Source organism: Mesorhizobium sp. CNPSo 4670 (assembly GCF_057784235.1).
In genome coordinates this window covers 109,733-129,094 of record NZ_JBWJFQ010000010.1, presented here as the reverse complement: position 1 = coordinate 129,094, position 19,362 = coordinate 109,733, and the positions used below count along the sequence as shown (strand labels likewise).

Here is a 19,362-nt window from a genome sequence, read left to right as displayed (position 1 = left end):
TCTGGAAGCAATTCTCTTTTCCGGCGCAACAAGACAATCCGCGCGGACAGTCGAGTTGGCCATGCCGGATGCGCCATAGGGCAGGTCAGGGCGGGCTCCGCCCCTCTCCAGGCACAGGTCTCTTCACGTATTTGTGCAATCGTCGCGAGGTCTGGCGGCGAAGATCGGCAGCTGATAAATTTTACGCCGCGTGTCTGTTTCTGCTATGAAGAACGGGCAGTTGTGCGGATCTCATTTTCATCTGTACAAACGCGGCTGTCACATTTTTGCAGTTTTCATGGGCTTGTGCTTGCTTGAAGGCGGCGGCGTCCCACCTATAGGCGGTGCTCGCGGGTGGGCAAGGGGTTTAGAAGAAAGCGTTGAATGTTAGCGCGACCAATTGAATCGACCAACGCCGAGACGGAGTTGGCTCCCCCGGCGGACGTCCGGATGCGTGGCGATGCTTTCGACCGCGCCCAGCGTCATTCGCGCCGCGTGCGCGTTCTCAAGTTTGCCGTGCCGCTGGCCGCGGTACTGATCGCCGTCGCTTTCCCGGTTTATTCCTATCTGGCCGCACCGGTTTCCGTCGCGGTCCAGGCGGAAGGCACCGCTTTTTCCAACGGCAAGCTGGTGATGGCCAATCCCAAGCTAAACGGGTTCACCAAGCAGAAGCAGCCCTATTCGATGACGGCGCTGCGCGCTATCCAGGATGTCAGCACGCAAGGCATCATCGAACTGGAAGGCATCGACGCCAAGATCCCGGTCGGACCTGACAATATCGCGGCGATCAAGGCCTCGCACGGCACCTACGATCGCAACGGCAATACGATGAACCTGACCAGCGACGTCGCCATCACCACAACGGACGGCATGCAGGCCAAGTTCAAATCGGTCTTCCTCGACATGGGCAAAGGCACTATGAAGACGGGAGATCCCGTCGATGTCAGCCGTGAGGGGTCACGGATCACGGCGGATTCGATGTCGGTCCAGGACAATGGCAAGGTCCTGGTTTTCGAGAACAAAGTGCGCGTCAACATCGATTCCGCCGCCTTGAAGACGGCAGAGGGAAACAGCGGAGAAATCAATGCGGCTCAGTAGTTCGACGCGGCTCGCGGCTGCAACTTCGGCGTTGCTGCTGCTCGGGCTGGTGCCGTCATTGGCGCAGTCCACCAGCCAATCAGGTCTGAAACTGTCCGGCGACAAGCCGATCCAGATCGAAAGCGACAAGCTGGAAGTCCGCCAAGCCGAAAATGTCGCCATCTTCACGGGCAATGTCAGCGTCGTCCAGGGGCCGACGCTGATGAAGGCCGGCAAGATGACGGTCTATTATGTGAAGGACCCCAATGCCGCGGCCAAGGGCACGGAAGCCGCGGGCGCGGCGATGACCGGCTCGGCCAACATCGACCACCTGGAGATCTCCGACAAGGTTTACATCAAGTCGGACGCGCAGATCGCCACCGGCGATCAAGGCAGCTTCGACATGAAGAGCCAGGTTCTGGTGCTTTCGGGCAAAAAGGTCGTCCTGTCGCAAAACGACAATGTCCTGGTCGGCTGCAAGCTCGTCGTGCAGATGAAAACCGGGCTGGCCCAGGTTGATCCATGCGCTGGGCAACGCGTCCAGATGTCGATCACACCGCCGCCGAAATCGGGAGCGGCGAACCCCTGATGGCCAGCCTGTCGTCGCTGACGGCGCGTCTTCCGGGACGGGCCGCTGGCAAGCTTTCGGCGCCGGCCACGGCGACCGTCGATACGGGAAAGTTCAAGGGAACCCTGATCGCCAAGGGTCTGACCAAGAGCTACAAGGGCCGCAAGGTCGTCAGCGGCGTCACCATCGGCGTGCGCGCTGGCGAGGCCGTTGGGCTGCTCGGCCCCAACGGTGCCGGCAAGACGACCTGCTTCTACATGGTCACCGGCCTGGTTCCGGTGGACGAGGGCACGATCGAGATCGACGGCTTCGACGTCACCTCGATGCCGATGTACCGTCGTGCGCGCCTCGGCATCGGCTATCTGCCGCAGGAGGCATCGATCTTTCGCGGCCTGAGTGTCGAGCAGAACATCCGCGCCGTGCTCGAAGTGGTCGAAAAGAGCCGCAAGGAGCGCGAACGCAATCTCGACGAATTGCTCGAGGAATTCCACATCAGCCATCTGCGCAAGGCGCCATCCATGTCGCTTTCCGGCGGCGAGCGGCGGCGCCTGGAAATCGCGCGTGCGCTGGCAACGCGCCCGGCCTACATGCTGCTCGACGAGCCTTTTGCCGGCATCGATCCGATCGCCGTCGCCGATATCCAGCAACTGGTGCGTCACCTGACGGCGCGGGGCATCGGCGTCCTCATCACCGATCATAATGTGCGCGAAACGCTTGGCCTGATCGACCGCGCGTACATCATCCACGCCGGCCAGGTGCTGACCCATGGCCGGGCCGACGAAGTGGTGGCAAACCCGGATGTCCGCCGGCTCTATCTCGGCGAGGGATTTACGCTCTGAGCGTGAAATTTGTTTCCTGACACGATTTTTGGTCCCCTCACCGCCCTTTTTCTCCGATTTTGCCGCCAGATAACGCTCCGGTAAGTGAGTTTTGCTAGCTATTGCCTTGACAAGCAAAAGCTGGGCCAGTTTCTATGACCGGCTGCAAAAATTCCTGTCCGGAAGCCCGGATGCGTAGACGAGGCGTTTGAAACCAGACAATGGCGTTGGCGGCGAAACTACAGCTACGACAATCGCAGTCGCTGGTGATGACGCCGCAGCTGATGCAGTCGATTCGGCTGCTGCAATTTACCCATACCGAGCTCGAGCATTTCATCGATGACGAAATCGAGCGCAATCCGCTGCTGGAGCGCGCCGAGCCGCAGGACGATGCCGCCAGCGACCAGTCTCAAAAGATCGAGGCGGAACCACAAGCCGCCGCTGCCGCCGATGGCGACTGGTTCGAAAACGAGACGCAGTGGAGCGCCGAGGCGATCTCCGACAAGCTCGACACGTCACTGGAAAACCTGTTTCCCGACGATCCGGGGACGAGCGAGCGGCTCGGTCCCGACCTGACGGCGCAATGGAAATCGGCTTCCGGCAATGGTGCGAGTTCCTCATCCGAGGGCATTGATGCGGGCGACATGGCGGCCGCGGCGATCACGCTGCGCGACCATGTCGGCGAACAGGTGGCGCTCGCCTTCGCCGATCCGGCGGCACGGCTGATCGCCGCCGACCTGGCCGACGGGCTCGACGAGACCGGCTATCTGCGCGCCGACCTGGCCGAGATCGCCGCGCGTCTCGGCACGGACGCCGCCGCGGTGAGAAAGGTGCTGGCGGTGTGCCAGACTTTCGAGCCGGCCGGCCTGTTTGCCCGCGACCTTGCCGAATGCCTGTCGCTGCAGCTTGCCGTGCGGGACCGGCTCGATCCGGCGATGAAGGCGCTGGTCGCCAATCTTGAACTGCTGGCACGGCGTGATTTCCATGCGCTGAAACGGATCTGCGGCGTCGACGAGGAGGATCTGCTCGACATGCTGGCCGAGATCCGTGCGCTCGATCCCCGGCCCGGCATGGCGTTTTCGGGCGGCGCCAGTGACGCGATCGTCGCCGATGTCGAGGTGCGCGCCGCCAATGACGGCAGCTGGACGGTCGAACTCAATGCCGAAACGCTGCCGCGCGTGCTGGTCGACCATATCTATTTCGCCCAGGTTTCGCCGCAGGCGAAGAACCAGGCGGAAAAGGACTTCCTCGCCGAATGCCTGCAAAACGCCAACTGGCTGACCCGCAGCCTCGACCAGCGGGCAAAGACCATCCTCAAGGTCGCCTCGGAAATCGTTCGCCAGCAGGACGCCTTCCTCGTCCATGGCGTGCGCCAGCTGAAGCCGCTCAACCTGCGCACGGTGGCCGATGCCATCGGCATGCACGAATCGACCGTCAGCCGGGTCACCGCGAACAAATACATGCTGACGCCGCGCGGCGTGTTCGAGCTGCGGTACTTCTTCACCGCTTCGATCGCCGCGTCGGGTGGCGGCGATGCGCATTCCTCGGAATCGGTGCGTGATCGCATCAAGCAGCTGATCGATGAGGAAAAACCCGTCGACGTGCTTTCCGACGATGCGATCGTCGACATGTTGCGCGAGAGTGGCGTCGATATCGCCCGGCGCACTGTCGCCAAGTACCGGGAGGGCATGAATATTCCCTCCTCGGTGCAGCGTCGGCGCGAGAAACGAGCGCTGGCCAGCGCCGGGCGCTGACACGGTTCGATTTTTCACAGGCCAGCACTTCATTGACAAGCCGCGGCGAAGTGGCTAGAAGCCCGCCCGCATGAGTGGGGCTAGATGCCCGCGTGTGGATGGTCCGTCACGACGTTGGCCTCGGGACGATCAAAAGGGCGGCTTGTGATCAACCGGAAAGTTCGGATTTAAAATCGGCGCGAGTGACGCCGCAAAGCTTGTGCGCACGGACCACGAGTATAAACTCGGGCGAGTTTGAAGCCTGAGCAAGGAAGGTCAGTTTTCAGATGAATCTGCGCATATCGGGAAAACACATGGATATCGGCGATGCGTTTCGTACACGCATCAACGATCGTGTCGGCGAAGCGATCGGCAAATATTTCGATCGCGGCTTTGCCGGACACGTCACAGTCATCAAATCAGGTTCGCGCTATTCGGCGGATTGCATGATCCGGCTGGATTCCGGCGCTTCGCTGCAGGCCACCGGCGATGCCCAGGATCCGACGGTTGCCTTCGAGGCCGCCGCCGATCGCCTGGAAACGCGGCTGAGGCGCTACAAGCGCCGGCTGAAATCGCACAATTCAGGCGCCGCCAATGGCGATCCGACCGACATTGCCTACACGGTGATGGCGCCGCTGGCCGATGACGACGAGGATATTCCGGATAATTTCGCGCCGGCCATCGTCGCCGAATCAACCATGACGCTGAAGACCATGTCGGTGGCGTCGGCAGTCATCGAGCTCGACACCAAGGACAGCCCGGTCTTCGTCTTCCGCAACGCCGGAAACGACCATCTCAACATCGTCTATCGCCGGCCCGATGGAAACATCGGCTGGATCGACCCGTCCACGACCAAGGTCGCACAAGGATAAGAGCCGGCCGCACGAGGGGTGAGGACTGGTGACGGCAGGCGAACAAGGGATTTTCAAGCATGGATCTGAGCGATCTTATCAACGTTCCGGCGATACTGCCGGCGTTGAAGGCGAACTCCAAAAAGCAGCTGTTGCAATTGCTTTCCGAACGGGCAGCCGCGATTTCGGGCATTCCGGAGCGGGAAGTGTTCGACACCATCCTGCAGCGTGAACGGCTTGGCTCGACGGGCGTTGGCAACGGTATCGCCATTCCGCATGGCAAGCTCGCCGGCGTGAAGCGCATCGCCGGGGTTTTCGCCCGGCTGGAGACGCCGGTCGATTTCGAATCGCTGGACGATCAGCCGGTCGATCTGGTGTTTCTGCTATTGGCGCCGGAAGGGGCCGGCGCCGACCATCTCAAGGCCTTGTCGCGCATCGCGCGGGTGCTGCGCGACGCCGACACGGTGGCCAAGATCAGAGGGACGCGCGACGCCGCGGCAATCCACGCGCTTTTGTCGGATACGCAGGCCTCGCACGCGGCCTGACATTTTCTGATTGGAACAGCCAGTCAAGGGCCGCCATGGGCGGCCCTGTCCATTTGAGCCCGGCGCGCCGGGTTTAGTGAATGGCGACCGTGGTCAGGTCGTTTTCCATGGCGCCAGCCAGCGCGCGGTCACGCGCATCCGAAAGCAGGATCGGCTGGCCATTGGCGGCAAACAGCGCCCACAGTTCCATGCCGGGCGCGATTTCACCGAGGTTCGGGAAACGGCCGAGCAACTCGTCGCTCGAGACCTTGCGCAGATAGGCGACTGAGCCCTCGCCGAGATGGGCGAATTCGCCGCTGGTCATGGTGACATTTTCATCAGTTCTGGTCATTTCAAAGCCTCCTTGGCGCGAGGACGCCGCTCAAGGCCATCCCGCATGAGAGCCATCGGTAAAGATCAGTCTTTCACCGATATGTTTATTTTCCGTACCAGCCGTTCCGACTCAGGCCGATCGAGATCGATCGACAAAAGGCCGTTCTTCAGTTCCGCCGCGATCACCCGCATGCCGTCGGCCAGCACGAAACAGCGCTGGAACTGGCGCGCGGCGATGCCGCGATGAAGAAACTCGCGCTCGGTGTCGTCGGTCTGACGGCCGCGCACGACCAGCTGGTTTTCCTCCGTGGTGACATCGAGATCGCTTTCGGCGAAACCGGCGACCGCCAATGTGATGCGCAACCTTTCGGTCTTGCCGTCGGCGCCGCTGAGGCGTTCGATGTTGTAGGGAGGGTAGCTGTCACCGGACTTCGCCAGGCGTTCCAGGGTCTTTTCCATGGCGTCGAAACCAAGGAGAAGCGGGCTGGAAAAGGGCGTCATTCGGCTCATGTTACACTGTCCTCTGTAGAGCGACATAAAGTGGAAAAACCCAGATGGCATTTTTCCCGGTGGTCTTGATATGGTCCGCCCCGCGACCAAGTTCAAGCCATCAAAAGACCCGCCCAAAAAGACCAGGTCGTGGACTCACAGGAATGATCGACATGGCGCTTGAAACGGCCAGCAGATGCAAGGAGAAGCGCGCAGGTCGGGATTGTCTTCCCCGGTCGAGCGGTTCGACTTGGCAGTTCGCAGCCGCTTCGGCGTCATCCCGGATTCATCCCAAGTCCATGGCTTCGCCAAACAAGGAATTGAAATGCCTCAATTACGCAAGATCATCATCGACACGGATCCCGGCCAGGATGATGCCGTCGCCATATTGCTGGCGCTCGGCAGCTCCGAGTTGGAGATCGTTGGCATATCAGCCGTTGCCGGCAACGTGCCGCTGAAGCTTACCGAAAAGAATGCCCGCAAGATCTGCGAGTTGGCCGGCCGGCCGGACATCAAGGTCTATGCCGGCGCCATCCGGCCGTTGATGCGCGAACTGGTCACCGCCGAGGAAGTGCATGGCAAGACCGGTCTCAACGGCCCGCAATTGCCCGAACCGACGATGAAACTGCAGGACCAGTATGCCGTCGATTTTATCGTCGAGACGCTGATGAAGGAAGAGAGTGGCACCATCACGCTTTGCGCGCTCGGCCCGCTCACCAACATTGCGCTGGCGCTGATCCGCGAACCGCGGATTGCACCGCGCATCAAGGAAATCGTGCTGATGGGCGGCGGCTTCTTTGAAGGCGGCAATGTCACGCCGTCCGCCGAGTTCAACATCTATGTCGATCCGCAAGCAGCCGACGTCGTGCTCAAATCCGGCATTCCGATCGTGATGATGCCGCTCGACGTCACCCACAAGGCGCTGACCACCGCCAAGCGCACGCAGGCCTTCCGCGAACTCGACACCAAGGTCGGCACTGCGACCGCCGACATGCTGGAATTCTTCGAGCGCTTCGACGAGGAGAAATACGGCACCGACGGTGGGCCGCTGCACGACCCCTGCGTCATCGCCTATCTGTTGAAGCCGGAGCTGTTCAAGGGCCGCACCTGCAATGTCAGCGTTGAAACCACCTCGGAACTGACCATGGGCATGACCGTCATCGACTGGTGGGGCGTTACCAAGCGGCCGAAGAACGCCATGGTGATGCGCGACATCGACCATGATAGCTTCTTTGCGCTTCTGGTGGAGAGGCTGGGGCGGCTTTAGCTCCCTGTTCCAGATGCATATCATCCGCCCAAAAGCACTTGCGCTTTTGGGCGGCGTGCATCAGGCGATTACTCGCGAAGCAGGCGATATGTTTCGGTGTCATTCCGGCGATGCTGCCGTTCGACCGAAACCTCGGAACCGACGGCTCGCGGTGATGTTGCGTCGCCGTACGCGAACACCAGGAGATTATTTTCGTCAAGGCGGATTCCGTAGAGATAGCTGGGTCTGCCACCGACATAACCCTCAGGGTTCGGAGGTGCATTAAGGACGTTGACCACCGTGCCTGTTACGCGCTCCACGTTGACGATCGGGCTGCTTTGCCTCGCAATCAAGGCGCCGATTGCCACAGCGCATCGCCCACAACTAGGCCGGTGATGACTATGCCCCGAAGATTTTCGCGAAGGGTCATGAAGGCTGGGCCATACCGCGCTTTGGCCATGGTTCAATCCGCAAACCGGTAGAAAACGAAGCCATTGTCGCGTGTCACGCGCTCGATGCCGACACGTGAGCCGATCAAGTGCGGGCGATCGTCGTCGACGAGAACTAACGAACCGCTCTCAAGGGATAGCACGTAGATGCTGCGACCCTTGCCCCACTGCGCGCTTTTGTTCGTTGCGTCGACTGCATCAACCGAATGGATCGGGCTTGCGTCATTGGTCCATTTGTTCAGAGCCGAGGTAGCCATCACCGCGAACAGAGAGCCAACCAGGATCACGCTAGGCGCGTTCCTTTTCAAATCAGCATAAGTCCAAGACATAGATATGAATCCCCGGCACGGATTCATGTGGTTGCGAGAAGGCTGATTTTCAATCAGCCCTCATCAGCCGTAGGTCTGCGGTTACTTCGACCGTGAAAACGCCAGCCACAGGCCTCCGCCGACCAGGAAGCTGCCGCTGATCCTGGACATCAGCTTGATGCGGCTGGCCGACAGCAGGCGCCCGGCACGGCCGGCGGCCAGTGCATAGGTCGAATCCGAGATGGCGGCGAAGATCATGGCGGTGAGGCCCATGACGACGATCTGCAGCGAGTAGTTGCCCTGGGGCGCGATAAACTGCGGAAAGAAGGCGCCGAAGAAAACCAGCGTCTTGGGGTTGCTGAGCGCCACCAGCAGGCCCTGCAGGAAGAAGCCGCCGCGCGGTTTCCTCGCCGTTCCATCGGCGTTCAGCGTGCCCCGCGAACGGAACATCTGCACGCCCATCCAGATCAGATAGGCGGCGCCGATCAGCCGCACCCATTCGAACCAATGACCCATTCCTGAGATCAGCGTGTTGAGGCCGATGCCGACGATGGCGATCATCACGGCGAGCCCGGCCTGCGTGCCGGCGACATTTGCGAGTCCGGCGCGGGAGCCATGGCGGATGCTGTTGGCGATGATCAGCGTGACCGTTGGGCCGGGCACCAGGATGATGACGATGCAAGCGAGGACATAGGCAGCGTAGAGTTCCAGCGACATGTTTTTTCCTCAAGGATGCCGCCAGGGCGGCGCGGGCTGACGACAATCAATGCATGGCAGCGCAGCCGGTGCAAGCCGGTGCGCGAAGCGCTGCGTCAATGCGCCGGTTCAGGCGCCAGCCTGCCAGGGCAGCGTCGCCTCATAGGCAGCCGCCGCCTTGAGCACGGCGAGGTCATCGCGCGGGCGGCCGATCAACTGCATGCCCATCGGCCGGCCCTTGTCGTCGAAGCCGACCGGCACGTTGACCGCCGGGCAGCCGCCCAGGGTGGCGAATGCGGAAACCTGCATCCAGCGGTGGTAGCTGTCCATCGCCCGTCCGGTGACCTCGCGCGGCCACGGCGTGCCGACATCGAAGGGGAAGACCTGCGCGGTCGGTAGCGCGATCAGATCATAGCGGTCGAAGATCGACAGCAGCGTGCGATGCCAGGATGTGCGGATGACCGAGGCCGCGCGGATCTGCGGAGCCGTCAGCCGCATCGCGTTCTCTACCTCCCAGACGGCTTCCGGCTTCAGCATGCCGCGCTTCGAGGGATCGTCATAGTGGGGTTTGAGCGCACAGCCGCTGCTGGCTTGGCGCAGTGTGACAAAAGCCTGCCATAGCGCTTCGAAATCGAAATCCGGCTGCAGAGGCTGCCAGGGGAAGGTTGCATCCGCCAACCGGCCGAGCGCTGTCTCGCAGAGATCGAGAATACCGGCTTCGACCGGCAGATGACCGCCGAGGTCGCCGAACCAGGCGATGCGGCCGCCAGTCGTCCCTGTCGCAAGCCCATCGAGGAACGAGCCAGGTTTCTCATAGGACAATGGCGCGTGTGGATGATAACCCGCCTGCACGTCGAGCAGCAGCGCCATGTCGCGGACGTTGCGGCCCATCGGCCCATCGACACCCAACTGCGCATGAAAGACCTCGACGTCGGGTCCGCCGGGAACGAGCCCTTGCGACGGGCGGAAGCCAAAAACATTGTTCCAGGCCGCCGGGTTGCGCAGCGAGCCGCCGAAGTCGCTGCCATCGGCGATAGGCAGCATGTCGAGCGCCAGCGCCACCGCCGCGCCGCCGCTCGAGCCGCCGGCGGTCAGCGCCGGATCGAAGGCGTTCAGGGTTGGCCCGAACACATTGTTGTAGGTGTTGGAGCCAAGCCCGAATTCCGGAACGTTGGTCTTGCCGATGATGATGGCGCCGGCGTTTCGGATACGCTCGACGAAGAAATCATCCTCCTGCGGCACGAAATCGGCGAAGATCGGCGAGCCGAGCGAGGTCCTGAGGCCCGTGGTCGAGGCGAGGTCCTTGATGGCGATCGGCAGGCCGAACAACGAGCCGGTTTCGACATCTGCCCGTCGGGCATCGGCAGAGTCGGCCTCGCGCAGGATCTCGCCGCGGTCGCGCAAGGAGACGATGGCGTTGACCAGCGGGTTAACCGCCTCGATCCGGTCGAGGAATGCCGTCACCACCTCGCGGACGGAAAGTTTCTTTTGGCGGATCGCGTCGGCCAGTGCGACCGCGGTCAGGCGACAGATGTCGCCGGCCGGCGCCACGGCATGTTTCGTCTGAGGGCGCAGCATCTCAACGCGTTTCCTGCAACGCCTGGTCGACATCCTTGGCCAGCGGGATCGCCGGCTGGGCACCCGGCTTCAGGCAGGCCAACGAGCCCGCCGCCCCGGCACGCGCCAGCGCCTGTTCGAGCGCCAGGCCGGACAACAGGCCAGCGGCGAAATAACCGCAGAACGTGTCGCCGGCGCCGACCGTGTCGACAGGGGTGATCTTCATTGCCGGAACGGTCAGGAAATCGCTTGGCGTCGCCGCCATCACGCCGTCGCCGCCGAGCGTGACGACGATGGTGCGGCCGGTCTTCCCGGCATAGTCTCGCATGCGCGCCGCCCGGTCGCGACCATTAAGCGACAGCGCCTCGCCATAGAGGTCGAATTCGGTTTCGTTGGCGACTGCATAATCGGACTTGGCAAGAAAGGCCGCTGCTTCGCCCTGGAAAGGCGCGGTGTTGAGCACGGTGATGGCGCCGGCCGCCCTTGCCTGGTCGAGCGCGGCCTCGACGGTCGCCAGCGGGATCTCATGCTGCAGGAGTACGACATCGCCCTTTTTGAAGAAGGCTTTGGAGAGGTCGCCGGGCAATACGGACGCGTTGGCGCCCGGCACCACGGCGATGACGTTCTCGCCGTCGTCGCCGACCATGATCAGGGCTGTGCCCGTCGATGCAAAAGTCTCGGCGACGCCTGACAGATCGACCTTGCCGTCGCGCAGCAATGCCAGCGCCTCGGCGGCGAAGCTGTCCTTGCCGACGGCGCCGACCATGCGCACCGGGGCGCCGGCGCGTGCCGCAGCCAGCGCCTGGTTGGCGCCTTTGCCGCCGGGCGCCGTGGCAAAGCTTGAGCCGGCCACTGTTTCGCCAGGGCTCGGCAAGCGTTCGACATTGGCGATCAGGTCGAGGTTGATCGAGCCGATAACGATAATCAAGCAAGGCCTCCTGCCAGCACGAACTCAAATATTGGAGCGTCTTTTGTGCGTCCGGGCGAACGCAGGTCGCTCCTATCGATCGGGAAGCTAACCTGCAAGGCCGCGGCTTGCCAGACCACGCAAATGGTCCAGCTCGATTTGTGCCTATTCACAGCGCACGGTGACCGTGCCCTGGTAGTTGCCGGCGGGGAAGATACCGCTCGACTTGGTGGCGGTGAGGTCGACCTGCATGGGGTGGGTGCCGTTGATGACGCGCTGTGGCACGCTTCCGGAGGTGTCGACGCCGGTGCCGTCGAGGCGGTAGACGGTGCTGAAGGTGACGTTGGTACCGCCGCCGCTCGGCGCAGAGGAGAATGATGCGGGCGCCGGTGCGGAAACGGAATAACAGTCGAGCAGGTTGAGCAAGGTGCAAAGCAGCGAGCTGGCGGTGATGGTGGCGGTCGCACTCGACCCGCCTGCCTGTTTGGAGCCGAGTATGCTGATGGCAGGATTTGCGGTCATCGTTCCCGACGCCCCGACCATGATGGTGCAGGTGCCGATGATCGCCGCTTGCACCGGAAGGCAGAGGCCGGCTAGTGCCGCTGTCGCGAGCAGCGCGCGGTTATTTCTTCTTCTTTTTCTTGCCATCGCCATTTCCGGTCCTGATGCTCCAGCCTTCGTTGGCCCATCCCGGTGATGCGACCACGGGAGCGGGAGCGCTGGCAGCCACGCTCGCCGTCTGGCCGTCGGCACCGATGCCCATTTTGAGGAGTTTCAGCTCGAGTTGCAGGCGCTCGACCTCAAGCTCGTAGAGGCGGCTGCAATCGATGCGCTTCGGCGAGCGGCCGATCGGGATCACCACGCGGCCATAGGTGGCGACGTCATTGTTCGACTGGTTGTTGCCTCTGATGACGCCGAGGTCGACATAGGCGCCAGTACCCGAAACCGCGGAACGGCAGGTGGTGCCGTCGGAAGCGTGGACCTCGTCCTGCCCCTGAGGCAAGGTTACGCCGGGCAGGTTGAAGCCGCTCTCATTCTGGTTGAGATTGTAGACATCCTCGGCCAGAACCGGCGAAATCCCCGCCGACATCGCTGCAAGCGCGACTGTCAGGATTTGCGGTGCCCAAAAAACTTGCCGCATATCTGTGCCTTTATCTGCGTCTGTTGATTGGGAAAGGGGATGCTTTCGGTACAGATACGCACTTTGCGCTCGGCAGCGCCGCCGAAGGGCACGACCACAAGGACAGGACGGGAAGCCTGGGAAGCCAGTTGGAACGCACTCGGAGAGATCCTGGCGGCCACCGGCTGAAAATCCTGATCGTAGACGTGGATTTCGACCCTGATCTTCTGGTCGTAGGGATTGGCCGGGAATACGCGGACCGCGAAGACGTCGGTAAAGCTGTTGACCTCGCCTCGCATCGGCGACATCGACTGGGCCGTGGCGGCAATGGGCATCAGGCCGACGGCCAGCGCCGTCGCCAAGGTTCGAGCATGTGTCAAAGGCCCCTCCTTCCGAGAGCTTATTCGCAGCGCACAGTCACCGTTGCCTGATAGTTTCCGGAGGCGAAGCGGTTGCTGCCGCCCTTCGTGCCGGCGAGGTTGACCGAAACGAGGTCGGCGCCGGGTGTGCCGAGGCTGGTGGCCGAGCCGGTCTCGGCGATAGAGTGCGTACCGGCGGCGGAGTAGGTCGGTGTCCAGGTGGTCGACGTGGTGTCGGCAGCGGGCACCGTGGTGATGGTGACCGGGTCTACGCTGAGCGACACGCCTCCCGTGGTGGTCAACGTGACCGTTCCGGCCAAGCCGCCGCTGTTGTGCGAGCTTAGCGACTGGAGATCGGGGCTCACCGTCATCGTGCCGTTGGTGGCGACCACAAGCGTGCAGGTTGCGGTGATCGTGCCATTGAAAATGACATTTTGCGTTGTGGCAAATGCGGACTGGTCAATACAGGCGACCAGCAAAGCTGCGCCGAAGACGGCGCGAAACGATATCATCGAGACCTCCCATTAAGTCGGATAGCCCGAATTAATATGGGTCATCATCACTTTATCGTAGTTAATTTAGAGTTAACTTGAACAATTGCTTAAAATAACAATCGCTAAACCAGAGGTTGCCTTTGGTTGCAATCAAGAAAATCCGATGAAATAATCGCACTTATACTTGATAAGACGGGCATTTATATATTCTGCGAGAGGCGCTTGGAAAATCGACATTCACGACGAAACTTGCCCTGCTTCCCAACCCAGAATGGCTCGCTTGCGGGTCAGACCCCAGTGATAGCCGGTGAGGTCGCCGGACTTGCCTATGGCGCGGTGGCAGGGAACCACGAAAGAGAGCGGGTTGGCGCCGTTGGCGGCACCAACGGCACGGCTGGCGCTCGGCGCGCCGATGCTGGCGGCGATCGAGGAATAGGTGCGGGCCTTGCCCATCGGGATGTTGAGCAGCGCCTCCCAGACTCGAACCTGGAAGTCGGTGCCGATCATGACGACATGCAGCGGCTGATCGGGGCGCCACAGTGTCGGGTCGAAGATGCGCGCGGCATAGGGCCCCGTCGCGGCCATGTCCTCGACATAGATGGCGTTCGGCCAGCGGCTGGACATGTCGGCGAAGGCGGCGCGTTCCTCGCCCGGATCGCTGAAGGCGAGGCCGGCAAGCCCACGGTCGGTAGCCATGATCAGGGCAGTGCCGAACGGCGAGGGGTGGTAACCGTAGCGGATGGTGAGGCCTGCGCCGCGCGTCTTGTAGTCGCCCGGCGACATCGCTTCATGGGTGACGAAGAGGTCGTGCAGCCGGCCGGGGCCGGACATGCCGAGTTCGAACGATGTTTCAAGCAGCGGCATGCCGGAATCCAGCAGTTTGCGGGCATGGTCCAGTGTCACCGCCTGCAGGAAGGCTTTTGGCGACAGGCCGGCCCAGCGGGTGAAGAGTTTCTGCAGGCCGGTCGGCGTCTCGCCGACTTCCTCAGCCAGTTCTTCCAGCGATGGCTGGTCGCGATAGTCGAGGCTGATCTTCTCGATGGCGCGGCGCACGATTTCGTAGTCGCTGCCTTCGGGCGTGATGTCCTTTTTGAGAACGGCTGTCTGTGTGCTCATGGAACTGTCTCCTTGGGCAGGAATATCGCCCCTTGGGGCGTCGATCGCCACCCGAAACTTGCCTTCTTGCGGCGAGTACCCAGATAGACTCGGGCTTTCGAGAGCCTGTTCCATCCCGATGAGGTCGGGATGGGGCTCTGTCTGTTTGTATGAGCATGATCTTTCTCGAAAACCGGATTCCACTTTTCGGGATCATGCTCTGACTAGGAATCGCACATGGCTGGCGAGAAGATACATCTGACCGGGGAAAAGGGGACGTTGCTGTTGACGCTCTACGGCAAGGCTCTGGAGAGCAGGTTGCCGGATACGCTGCTCGGGGATCATTTCGCCGACGAGGCGGTGCGCAAGATCGACTACGATTTCTCCAGGCTCAAGGTGGACACCAATCTCGGCGTCGGCCTGGCGATCAGGGCAAAGACGCTGGATGTCCATGTTCAGGACTTTCTCGCGAGAAATCCCGACTCCATCGTGTTGCATCTGGGATGCGGGCTCGATACGCGCATATTTCGTGTCGATCCGCCACAGGGGGTGGACTGGTTTGATGTCGACTACCCTGAAGTCATCGAGCTCAGACGCAAGCTGTACCCATCCCGGGCCCATTGCCATCTGATCGCCTCGTCGGTGACCGAACCGGATTGGCTGGCCTCGGTGCCGCGCAATCGCCCGGCCATCGTGGTGGCGGAAGGCCTGACGCCCTATCTCCCAGCCAACGAGGGACCACGCCTGTTTGCGCGGCTGGTCTCGCATCTTGCCAGTGGCGAACTGATGTTCGACGCCTACAGCCGTTTTGGCCTGAAGCTGCTTCGCCTCAATCCGGCCATCAAGGCGACGGGTGCCCAGGTGTATTGGGCGATCGACGATCCGCACGACCTGGAACTGGCCGTCCCCAAGCTGCGCTTCGTCGATGACATCTCGGCCTACAAGCCTGAACATGCCGCCCGCATGGGCTGGGTCGCGAAGCTGTTCGTCCGTCTTTGGAGACACATTCCAGCCCTGCGCAAGGTCGGCAGGCTGTTGCGCTACCGGTTCTAGGATCAGCTTGCCTTGGCGGTCGCCAGCGCCCGCGAAAAGGCGGTGGCGAAGGTCTCGCGGTCGTCGGGATTGAGGAACCCGCCGATCGGCACGTTCTGCCCCTGTGCTTCCACCGTCATCCTGGTGATGCCGATCTCGGCGTGACGGGCGACCGAAAACCGCGCCCAGAACGGGTTGAAGCGATGCGCTTCCGATTTTCCGGATGGCGCGGTCTTGCGGATGTCGAGCCTGGTGCGCGAGACCGACACCTCCTCGCGGGCACGCGCGGCACGATAGTTGGCGCGGAAAGCGATGTAGACGGCGACCACGTCGAGGCCGAGGAAGCCGAACACCGGCCAGGCGCCACGCGACAGGAAAAACGCGCCTGTCACCAGCCAGCCGAACAGCAGCGCGCCCATCAGCAAGGCAAAGCCGGTTTTGCCCAGGGACCGGTGCGGCGTCAGCAGCGCCTGAAAGAATGGCTCGTCGGCCTGAAATGAGGCGTTTGTGTCGCTCATGGCGGGATATTATAGGAAGGAAATGGCGAGCCCCAAGTCCAAAGAATCATCCATGCCCAAAAATGAGCTGCTGCCCGGCCGGCGCGACGGGTCGAACGCCAAGCCGCGTCCGCGGCCGGCGCGGCGTTCGTCGCGCTACAGCGCGGCCGAAGTGCACGAGATCTTCCGGCGTTTTGCCGTCCAGCGGCCTGAGCCGAAGGGCGAGCTCGAACATGTCAACGCCTTCACATTGCTGGTGGCGGTCGTGCTCTCGGCGCAGGCGACCGATGCCGGCGTCAACAAGGCGACGCGGGCGCTGTTCAAGGCCGCCGATACACCGCAAAGGATGCTGGCGCTGGGTGAAGCCAAGGTTGGCGACTATATCAGAACCATCGGGCTGTGGCGCAACAAGGCCAAGAACGTGATGGCGCTGTCGCAGGCGCTGATCCGCGACTATGGCGGCGATGTGCCTGACGACCGGGATCAACTGGTGAAGCTGCCGGGGGTCGGGCGCAAGACCGCCAATGTCGTGCTCAACATGGCCTTCGGCCAGCACACGATGGCGGTCGACACCCACATCTTCCGCATCGGCAACCGGCTCGGGCTAGCGCCCGGCAAGACGCCGGAACAGGTCGAGCAGGGACTGTTGAAGATCATCCCGGACGAATACATGCGCCACGCGCATCATTGGCTGATCCTGCATGGCCGCTATGTCTGCAAGGCGCGCAAGCCGGATTGCCCGGCCTGCGTCATCGCCGACATCTGCAAGGCGCAGGAGAAGACGACCGATGTGCCGGCACCGCTGGTGCCGATAGCTCCACTAGAAACGGTTGCCGCCGGCGATTAGTAGCCGTAGCCGCGTGCCATCGCCGCGGCGAAGACCGGGATCAGCAGGAAGATGAATGCCTCGGCGCGGATATAGGTCTTGACGGATGCAAGTTCGGCTGCCGGCACCAGGAACGAGGGATTGGCGCTTGCCTGCCTGTTCCAGGAGATGAAGCGGACAGTTGGGATGATCGACAGCAGGCCGACGATACCAAACGCCGCCATCTTGGCCCAGAACACCCAGTTGTAGACGTAGAATTCCCAACCCTTGAGGCCATAGAAGACGCGGCCGATGCCGACGATGATGATCACCGCGGCGATGATCCCATAATGACGGTCGATGCCGGCGAGCCGGTTGAGCGTGGCGGCGGCCAGGTCGCCGCGGATCAGCACGAATTCGGCGCCGATGATCCCTGCCAGGGAAAACACCAGCAGATGGTGGACGATGGCAAGCACGAGATCGGTGGTGTCCATGCTTTTTCCCTGGGTTTGACGGCACAAGCCCGTGCCTGAAAGGATTGCGCTTGCAGTTGCTGAATCAGCCTGTCGCGAAAATAGCATCGTCGCGCCGAATTCCCATAGCGGAGCTTGAGACCATGTTTGCCCGCATGGGTGCCCGTCGTATTTGTGGCGCGGCTTGGCGCGATTTTCTCGCCTGGAAGATGACATGCCCTGCCTTGGCCCTTGCCTGGCCCGGGCAATTTGCTACGCGCCGGGTAGATAAGCGAGGCAAATTCCATGCACAATCCGCAAGCAACGAGCGCCCCTGTGATCGAGACGCAGCGAACCATCCTGCGGGCACACCGGCTGGGAGATTTCGACGCCTATGCCGTGATGTGGACCGATCCCATGGTCACCCGTTTCATCGGCGGCAAACCGCGCACGCGCGAAGAAAGCTGGATGCGCTTCCTGCGTCATGCCGGCCTGTGGTCGTTGCTCGGCTACGGTTTTTGGGCGATCGAGGAGAAGGCGACGGGCCGTTTCATCGGCGAGGCCGGGTTCCACGACCTGAAGCGCGATATGGAGCCGTCGATCGAAGGCATTCCCGAGGCCGGCTGGGCGCTCGCTCCGGCCATTCATGGCGCAGGCTTCGCTACCGAGGTGGTTGGCCGCGTCCTGGCATGGGGCGAAGAGACTTTCGGGTCCGCGAGGACCGTTTGCATCATCGATCCGGAAAACGCCGCGTCGCTGAACGTTGCGACGAAGTGCGGCTACCGGGAAGTGGTGCGGACCACCTACCACGACGCCCCGACCATCCTGCTTGAGCGGCAGCCCTGAGCGGCGTCATCGACTGGAGATCCCCGCGCTGCCAAGCATAGATCGCAGTGCGCCTGTCGCCAGCAATGACGACGAGGCGGGCCGTGCCAAGAACCGCCGTGTGGTTCTGGTCAAATTGAACTGACGCAGCTCCGGCTGCGGCGCCTTCGACCCCACTACGACACAGCGTCCGCGGCGAGGCTCGCCTGCTCGAGCATGGAGGCGTCCTCGCCGAAGGCGCGGGTGGCGCGCGCCGCCGCCTCGAGCAGCGGGCGTTTCATGCGCTGAAGGAACGCGGCGTCGACGCGCGAGCTGGGGCCGGCCAGCGTCAAGGCGCCGAGCAGGGCCCGGCCCGGACCGAACACCGGCGCCGACACGCCCGCCGTCTCTGGGTCGCGGTCGCCGACGGCGAGGCAGTTGCAGGTCTTGCGGATGGTCTCGTAGGGTTCGCCCTGCTGGCCGGAAAACGCCGCAAGCACGCGGCCGCCCGACCCAACCAGCAGAGGCAGCACGTCGCCTTCGCGTATCGTGTAGCGGATCGGGTGCTTGGATTCGACGCGGTAGAGACAGGTGCGGACGTCGCCCGAGCGAACATAGAAGGCAACGCTCTCCCAGCTTCGCTCGGAAAGGTCACGCATGATCGGCAACAGGATGTCGACCGCCACCACCGAACGCTGATAGAGCGCGCCGAGCCGGAAAGTGGCGGGTCCTACGCGGTAGCGGCCATCGTCCAGGCGCTCGAGCAACTGCCCGCGCAACAAGGAATGCGCAAGCCGCAGGATGGTGCTCTTGTAGAGGCCGGTACGGGCCGCGATTTCGGCCAGGCTGAGCGACCGGTCGGCCTTGGTGAAGGCGTCGAGGATGGCGATCGCCCGATCAAGCGCGGCAACCCCTTCGGTAGCCGCGTGCCGGATGTCTGGATCAGCCGATCTGCTTGATGAGTCCATTGCGGTTCCCAATTCGGAGAAGGTCCTAAGCAGACACCGCTGGCTTCGCCAACGCGTCGTCTGCTTAGATTTCTTTGTTTGCCGCAGGTTCTTGCCGCAAAACCGCGGGACGCTTTTGCGGAACCTGCTTAGCGGAGCCACTGTGTCGCGCTGCCGATGCGTTCTGTCTAGTAGAATATCGTTCCCGTTGACAGAACTCGG

The 19,362-nt window shown here is 62.4% G+C and carries 25 protein-coding genes; 10 read left to right on the top strand and 15 right to left on the bottom strand.

Annotated elements, in window-relative coordinates:
• The first annotated feature begins 363 nt into the window (after positions 1 to 363).
• The 6 genes from lptC to ptsN all read left to right on the top strand — a co-directional run bounded on the left by lptC (position 364) and on the right by ptsN (position 5,571).
• Positions 364 to 1,077: an LPS export ABC transporter periplasmic protein LptC gene (gene lptC / locus AC0ZT5_RS18270; protein WP_477285666.1), complete on the top strand. Its 714-nt coding sequence runs from the start codon at positions 364 to 366 to the stop codon at positions 1,075 to 1,077.
• A complete protein-coding gene (locus AC0ZT5_RS18265) occupies positions 1,064 to 1,645 on the top strand; it encodes an LptA/OstA family protein (protein ID WP_095084711.1) in 582 nt (193 codons plus the stop codon). The genes lptC and AC0ZT5_RS18265 overlap by 14 nt, the downstream gene beginning before the upstream one ends.
• The gene (gene lptB, locus AC0ZT5_RS18260; protein WP_477227909.1) at positions 1,645 to 2,463 is read left to right on the top strand and encodes an LPS export ABC transporter ATP-binding protein; all 819 of its coding nucleotides are present in this window, start codon (positions 1,645 to 1,647) and stop codon (positions 2,461 to 2,463) included. Before AC0ZT5_RS18265 ends, lptB begins: the two co-directional genes overlap by 1 nt.
• A 200-nt stretch (positions 2,464 to 2,663) precedes the next feature.
• On the top strand, positions 2,664 to 4,196 hold the full coding sequence (gene rpoN, locus AC0ZT5_RS18255; protein ID WP_488497557.1) for an RNA polymerase factor sigma-54: 1,533 nt from the start codon (positions 2,664 to 2,666) through the stop codon (positions 4,194 to 4,196).
• 266 nt (positions 4,197 to 4,462) lie between these two features.
• The gene (hpf, locus tag AC0ZT5_RS18250) at positions 4,463 to 5,047 is read left to right on the top strand and encodes a ribosome hibernation-promoting factor, HPF/YfiA family (protein WP_095084708.1); all 585 of its coding nucleotides are present in this window, start codon (positions 4,463 to 4,465) and stop codon (positions 5,045 to 5,047) included.
• 59 nt (positions 5,048 to 5,106) lie between these two features.
• The gene (gene ptsN / locus AC0ZT5_RS18245) at positions 5,107 to 5,571 is read left to right on the top strand and encodes a PTS IIA-like nitrogen regulatory protein PtsN (RefSeq protein ID WP_013529589.1); all 465 of its coding nucleotides are present in this window, start codon (positions 5,107 to 5,109) and stop codon (positions 5,569 to 5,571) included.
• Between the two features lie 73 nt (positions 5,572 to 5,644).
• Here ptsN and AC0ZT5_RS18240 read toward each other — a convergent pair whose 3' ends face one another.
• Together AC0ZT5_RS18240 and AC0ZT5_RS18235 are read right to left on the bottom strand one after the other, a co-directional pair.
• Positions 5,645 to 5,902 carry a BQ00720 family protein gene (locus AC0ZT5_RS18240; RefSeq protein WP_488497556.1) on the bottom strand — a complete coding sequence of 86 codons (258 nt, stop codon included), beginning with the start codon at positions 5,900 to 5,902 and terminating at the stop codon, positions 5,645 to 5,647.
• A 65-nt stretch (positions 5,903 to 5,967) separates the two neighbouring features.
• The gene (locus tag AC0ZT5_RS18235; RefSeq protein ID WP_023760739.1) at positions 5,968 to 6,393 is read right to left on the bottom strand and encodes an Hsp20 family protein; all 426 of its coding nucleotides are present in this window, start codon (positions 6,391 to 6,393) and stop codon (positions 5,968 to 5,970) included.
• A 304-nt stretch (positions 6,394 to 6,697) separates the two neighbouring features.
• Here AC0ZT5_RS18235 and AC0ZT5_RS18230 point away from each other — a divergent pair, with 304 nt between their 5' ends.
• Complete coding sequence (locus tag AC0ZT5_RS18230; RefSeq protein ID WP_488497555.1) at positions 6,698 to 7,639, top strand: nucleoside hydrolase; 942 nt, start codon at positions 6,698 to 6,700, stop codon at positions 7,637 to 7,639.
• A 68-nt stretch (positions 7,640 to 7,707) separates the two neighbouring features.
• Here the strand turns inward: AC0ZT5_RS18230 and AC0ZT5_RS18225 are convergent, their stop codons facing one another.
• The 10 genes from AC0ZT5_RS18225 to AC0ZT5_RS18180 all read right to left on the bottom strand — a co-directional run bounded on the left by AC0ZT5_RS18225 (position 7,708) and on the right by AC0ZT5_RS18180 (position 14,624).
• The gene (locus tag AC0ZT5_RS18225; protein WP_488497554.1) at positions 7,708 to 7,986 is read right to left on the bottom strand and encodes a hypothetical protein; all 279 of its coding nucleotides are present in this window, start codon (positions 7,984 to 7,986) and stop codon (positions 7,708 to 7,710) included.
• A gap of 95 nt (positions 7,987 to 8,081) precedes the next feature.
• A complete protein-coding gene (locus tag AC0ZT5_RS18220) occupies positions 8,082 to 8,354 on the bottom strand; it encodes a hypothetical protein (protein ID WP_488497553.1) in 273 nt (90 codons plus the stop codon).
• Positions 8,355 to 8,477: 123 nt separating this feature from the next.
• Entirely contained in the window at positions 8,478 to 9,092 is a 615-nt protein-coding gene (locus tag AC0ZT5_RS18215) for a LysE family translocator (protein ID WP_477285676.1), read from the bottom strand.
• 108 nt (positions 9,093 to 9,200) lie between these two features.
• Positions 9,201 to 10,649: an amidase gene (locus tag AC0ZT5_RS18210; protein ID WP_488497552.1), complete on the bottom strand. Its 1,449-nt coding sequence runs from the start codon at positions 10,647 to 10,649 to the stop codon at positions 9,201 to 9,203.
• Position 10,650: 1 nt separating this feature from the next.
• Positions 10,651 to 11,556, bottom strand: coding sequence for a ribokinase (locus tag AC0ZT5_RS18205; RefSeq protein WP_488497551.1), 906 nt, complete (start codon positions 11,554 to 11,556; stop codon positions 10,651 to 10,653).
• Positions 11,557 to 11,700: 144 nt separating this feature from the next.
• Positions 11,701 to 12,183, bottom strand: a complete 483-nt coding sequence (locus tag AC0ZT5_RS18200) for a hypothetical protein (RefSeq protein ID WP_488497550.1) — start codon at positions 12,181 to 12,183, stop codon at positions 11,701 to 11,703.
• Positions 12,158 to 12,676 (bottom strand): hypothetical protein, encoded by a 519-nt coding sequence (locus tag AC0ZT5_RS18195; protein ID WP_488497549.1) that lies wholly within the window; start codon positions 12,674 to 12,676, stop codon positions 12,158 to 12,160. Before AC0ZT5_RS18195 ends, AC0ZT5_RS18200 begins: the two co-directional genes overlap by 26 nt.
• Positions 12,643 to 13,035 carry a hypothetical protein gene (locus AC0ZT5_RS18190; protein ID WP_488497548.1) on the bottom strand — a complete coding sequence of 131 codons (393 nt, stop codon included), beginning with the start codon at positions 13,033 to 13,035 and terminating at the stop codon, positions 12,643 to 12,645. The genes AC0ZT5_RS18195 and AC0ZT5_RS18190 overlap by 34 nt, the downstream gene beginning before the upstream one ends.
• 20 nt (positions 13,036 to 13,055) lie before the next feature.
• Positions 13,056 to 13,526, bottom strand: a complete 471-nt coding sequence (locus tag AC0ZT5_RS18185) for a hypothetical protein (protein ID WP_488497547.1) — start codon at positions 13,524 to 13,526, stop codon at positions 13,056 to 13,058.
• Positions 13,527 to 13,745: 219 nt separating this feature from the next.
• On the bottom strand, positions 13,746 to 14,624 hold the full coding sequence (locus AC0ZT5_RS18180; protein ID WP_457151911.1) for a methylated-DNA--[protein]-cysteine S-methyltransferase: 879 nt from the start codon (positions 14,622 to 14,624) through the stop codon (positions 13,746 to 13,748).
• 216 nt (positions 14,625 to 14,840) lie between these two features.
• Between AC0ZT5_RS18180 and AC0ZT5_RS18175 the strand changes: the two genes are divergently transcribed.
• Complete coding sequence (locus AC0ZT5_RS18175) at positions 14,841 to 15,656, top strand: class I SAM-dependent methyltransferase (protein WP_477285688.1); 816 nt, start codon at positions 14,841 to 14,843, stop codon at positions 15,654 to 15,656.
• Positions 15,657 to 15,658: 2 nt separating this feature from the next.
• On the opposite strand, the gene AC0ZT5_RS18170 is transcribed toward AC0ZT5_RS18175, so the two are convergent.
• On the bottom strand, positions 15,659 to 16,153 hold the full coding sequence (locus AC0ZT5_RS18170) for a DUF2244 domain-containing protein (protein ID WP_488497546.1): 495 nt from the start codon (positions 16,151 to 16,153) through the stop codon (positions 15,659 to 15,661).
• 22 nt (positions 16,154 to 16,175) lie between these two features.
• Between AC0ZT5_RS18170 and nth the strand changes: the two genes are divergently transcribed.
• Positions 16,176 to 16,979, top strand: coding sequence for an endonuclease III (gene nth, locus AC0ZT5_RS18165; protein ID WP_488497643.1), 804 nt, complete (start codon positions 16,176 to 16,178; stop codon positions 16,977 to 16,979).
• Here the strand turns inward: nth and AC0ZT5_RS18160 are convergent.
• Positions 16,976 to 17,431, bottom strand: coding sequence for a DUF2214 family protein (locus tag AC0ZT5_RS18160; RefSeq protein ID WP_488497545.1), 456 nt, complete (start codon positions 17,429 to 17,431; stop codon positions 16,976 to 16,978). The genes nth and AC0ZT5_RS18160 overlap by 4 nt on opposite strands.
• A gap of 264 nt (positions 17,432 to 17,695) precedes the next feature.
• Between AC0ZT5_RS18160 and AC0ZT5_RS18155 the strand changes: the two genes are divergently transcribed.
• Entirely contained in the window at positions 17,696 to 18,235 is a 540-nt protein-coding gene (locus AC0ZT5_RS18155) for a GNAT family N-acetyltransferase (RefSeq protein ID WP_488497544.1), read from the top strand.
• A 155-nt stretch (positions 18,236 to 18,390) separates the two neighbouring features.
• Here the strand turns inward: AC0ZT5_RS18155 and AC0ZT5_RS18150 are convergent, their stop codons facing one another.
• A complete protein-coding gene (locus AC0ZT5_RS18150) occupies positions 18,391 to 19,161 on the bottom strand; it encodes an IclR family transcriptional regulator (protein WP_477306913.1) in 771 nt (256 codons plus the stop codon).
• Positions 19,162 to 19,362: the final 201 nt, after the last annotated feature.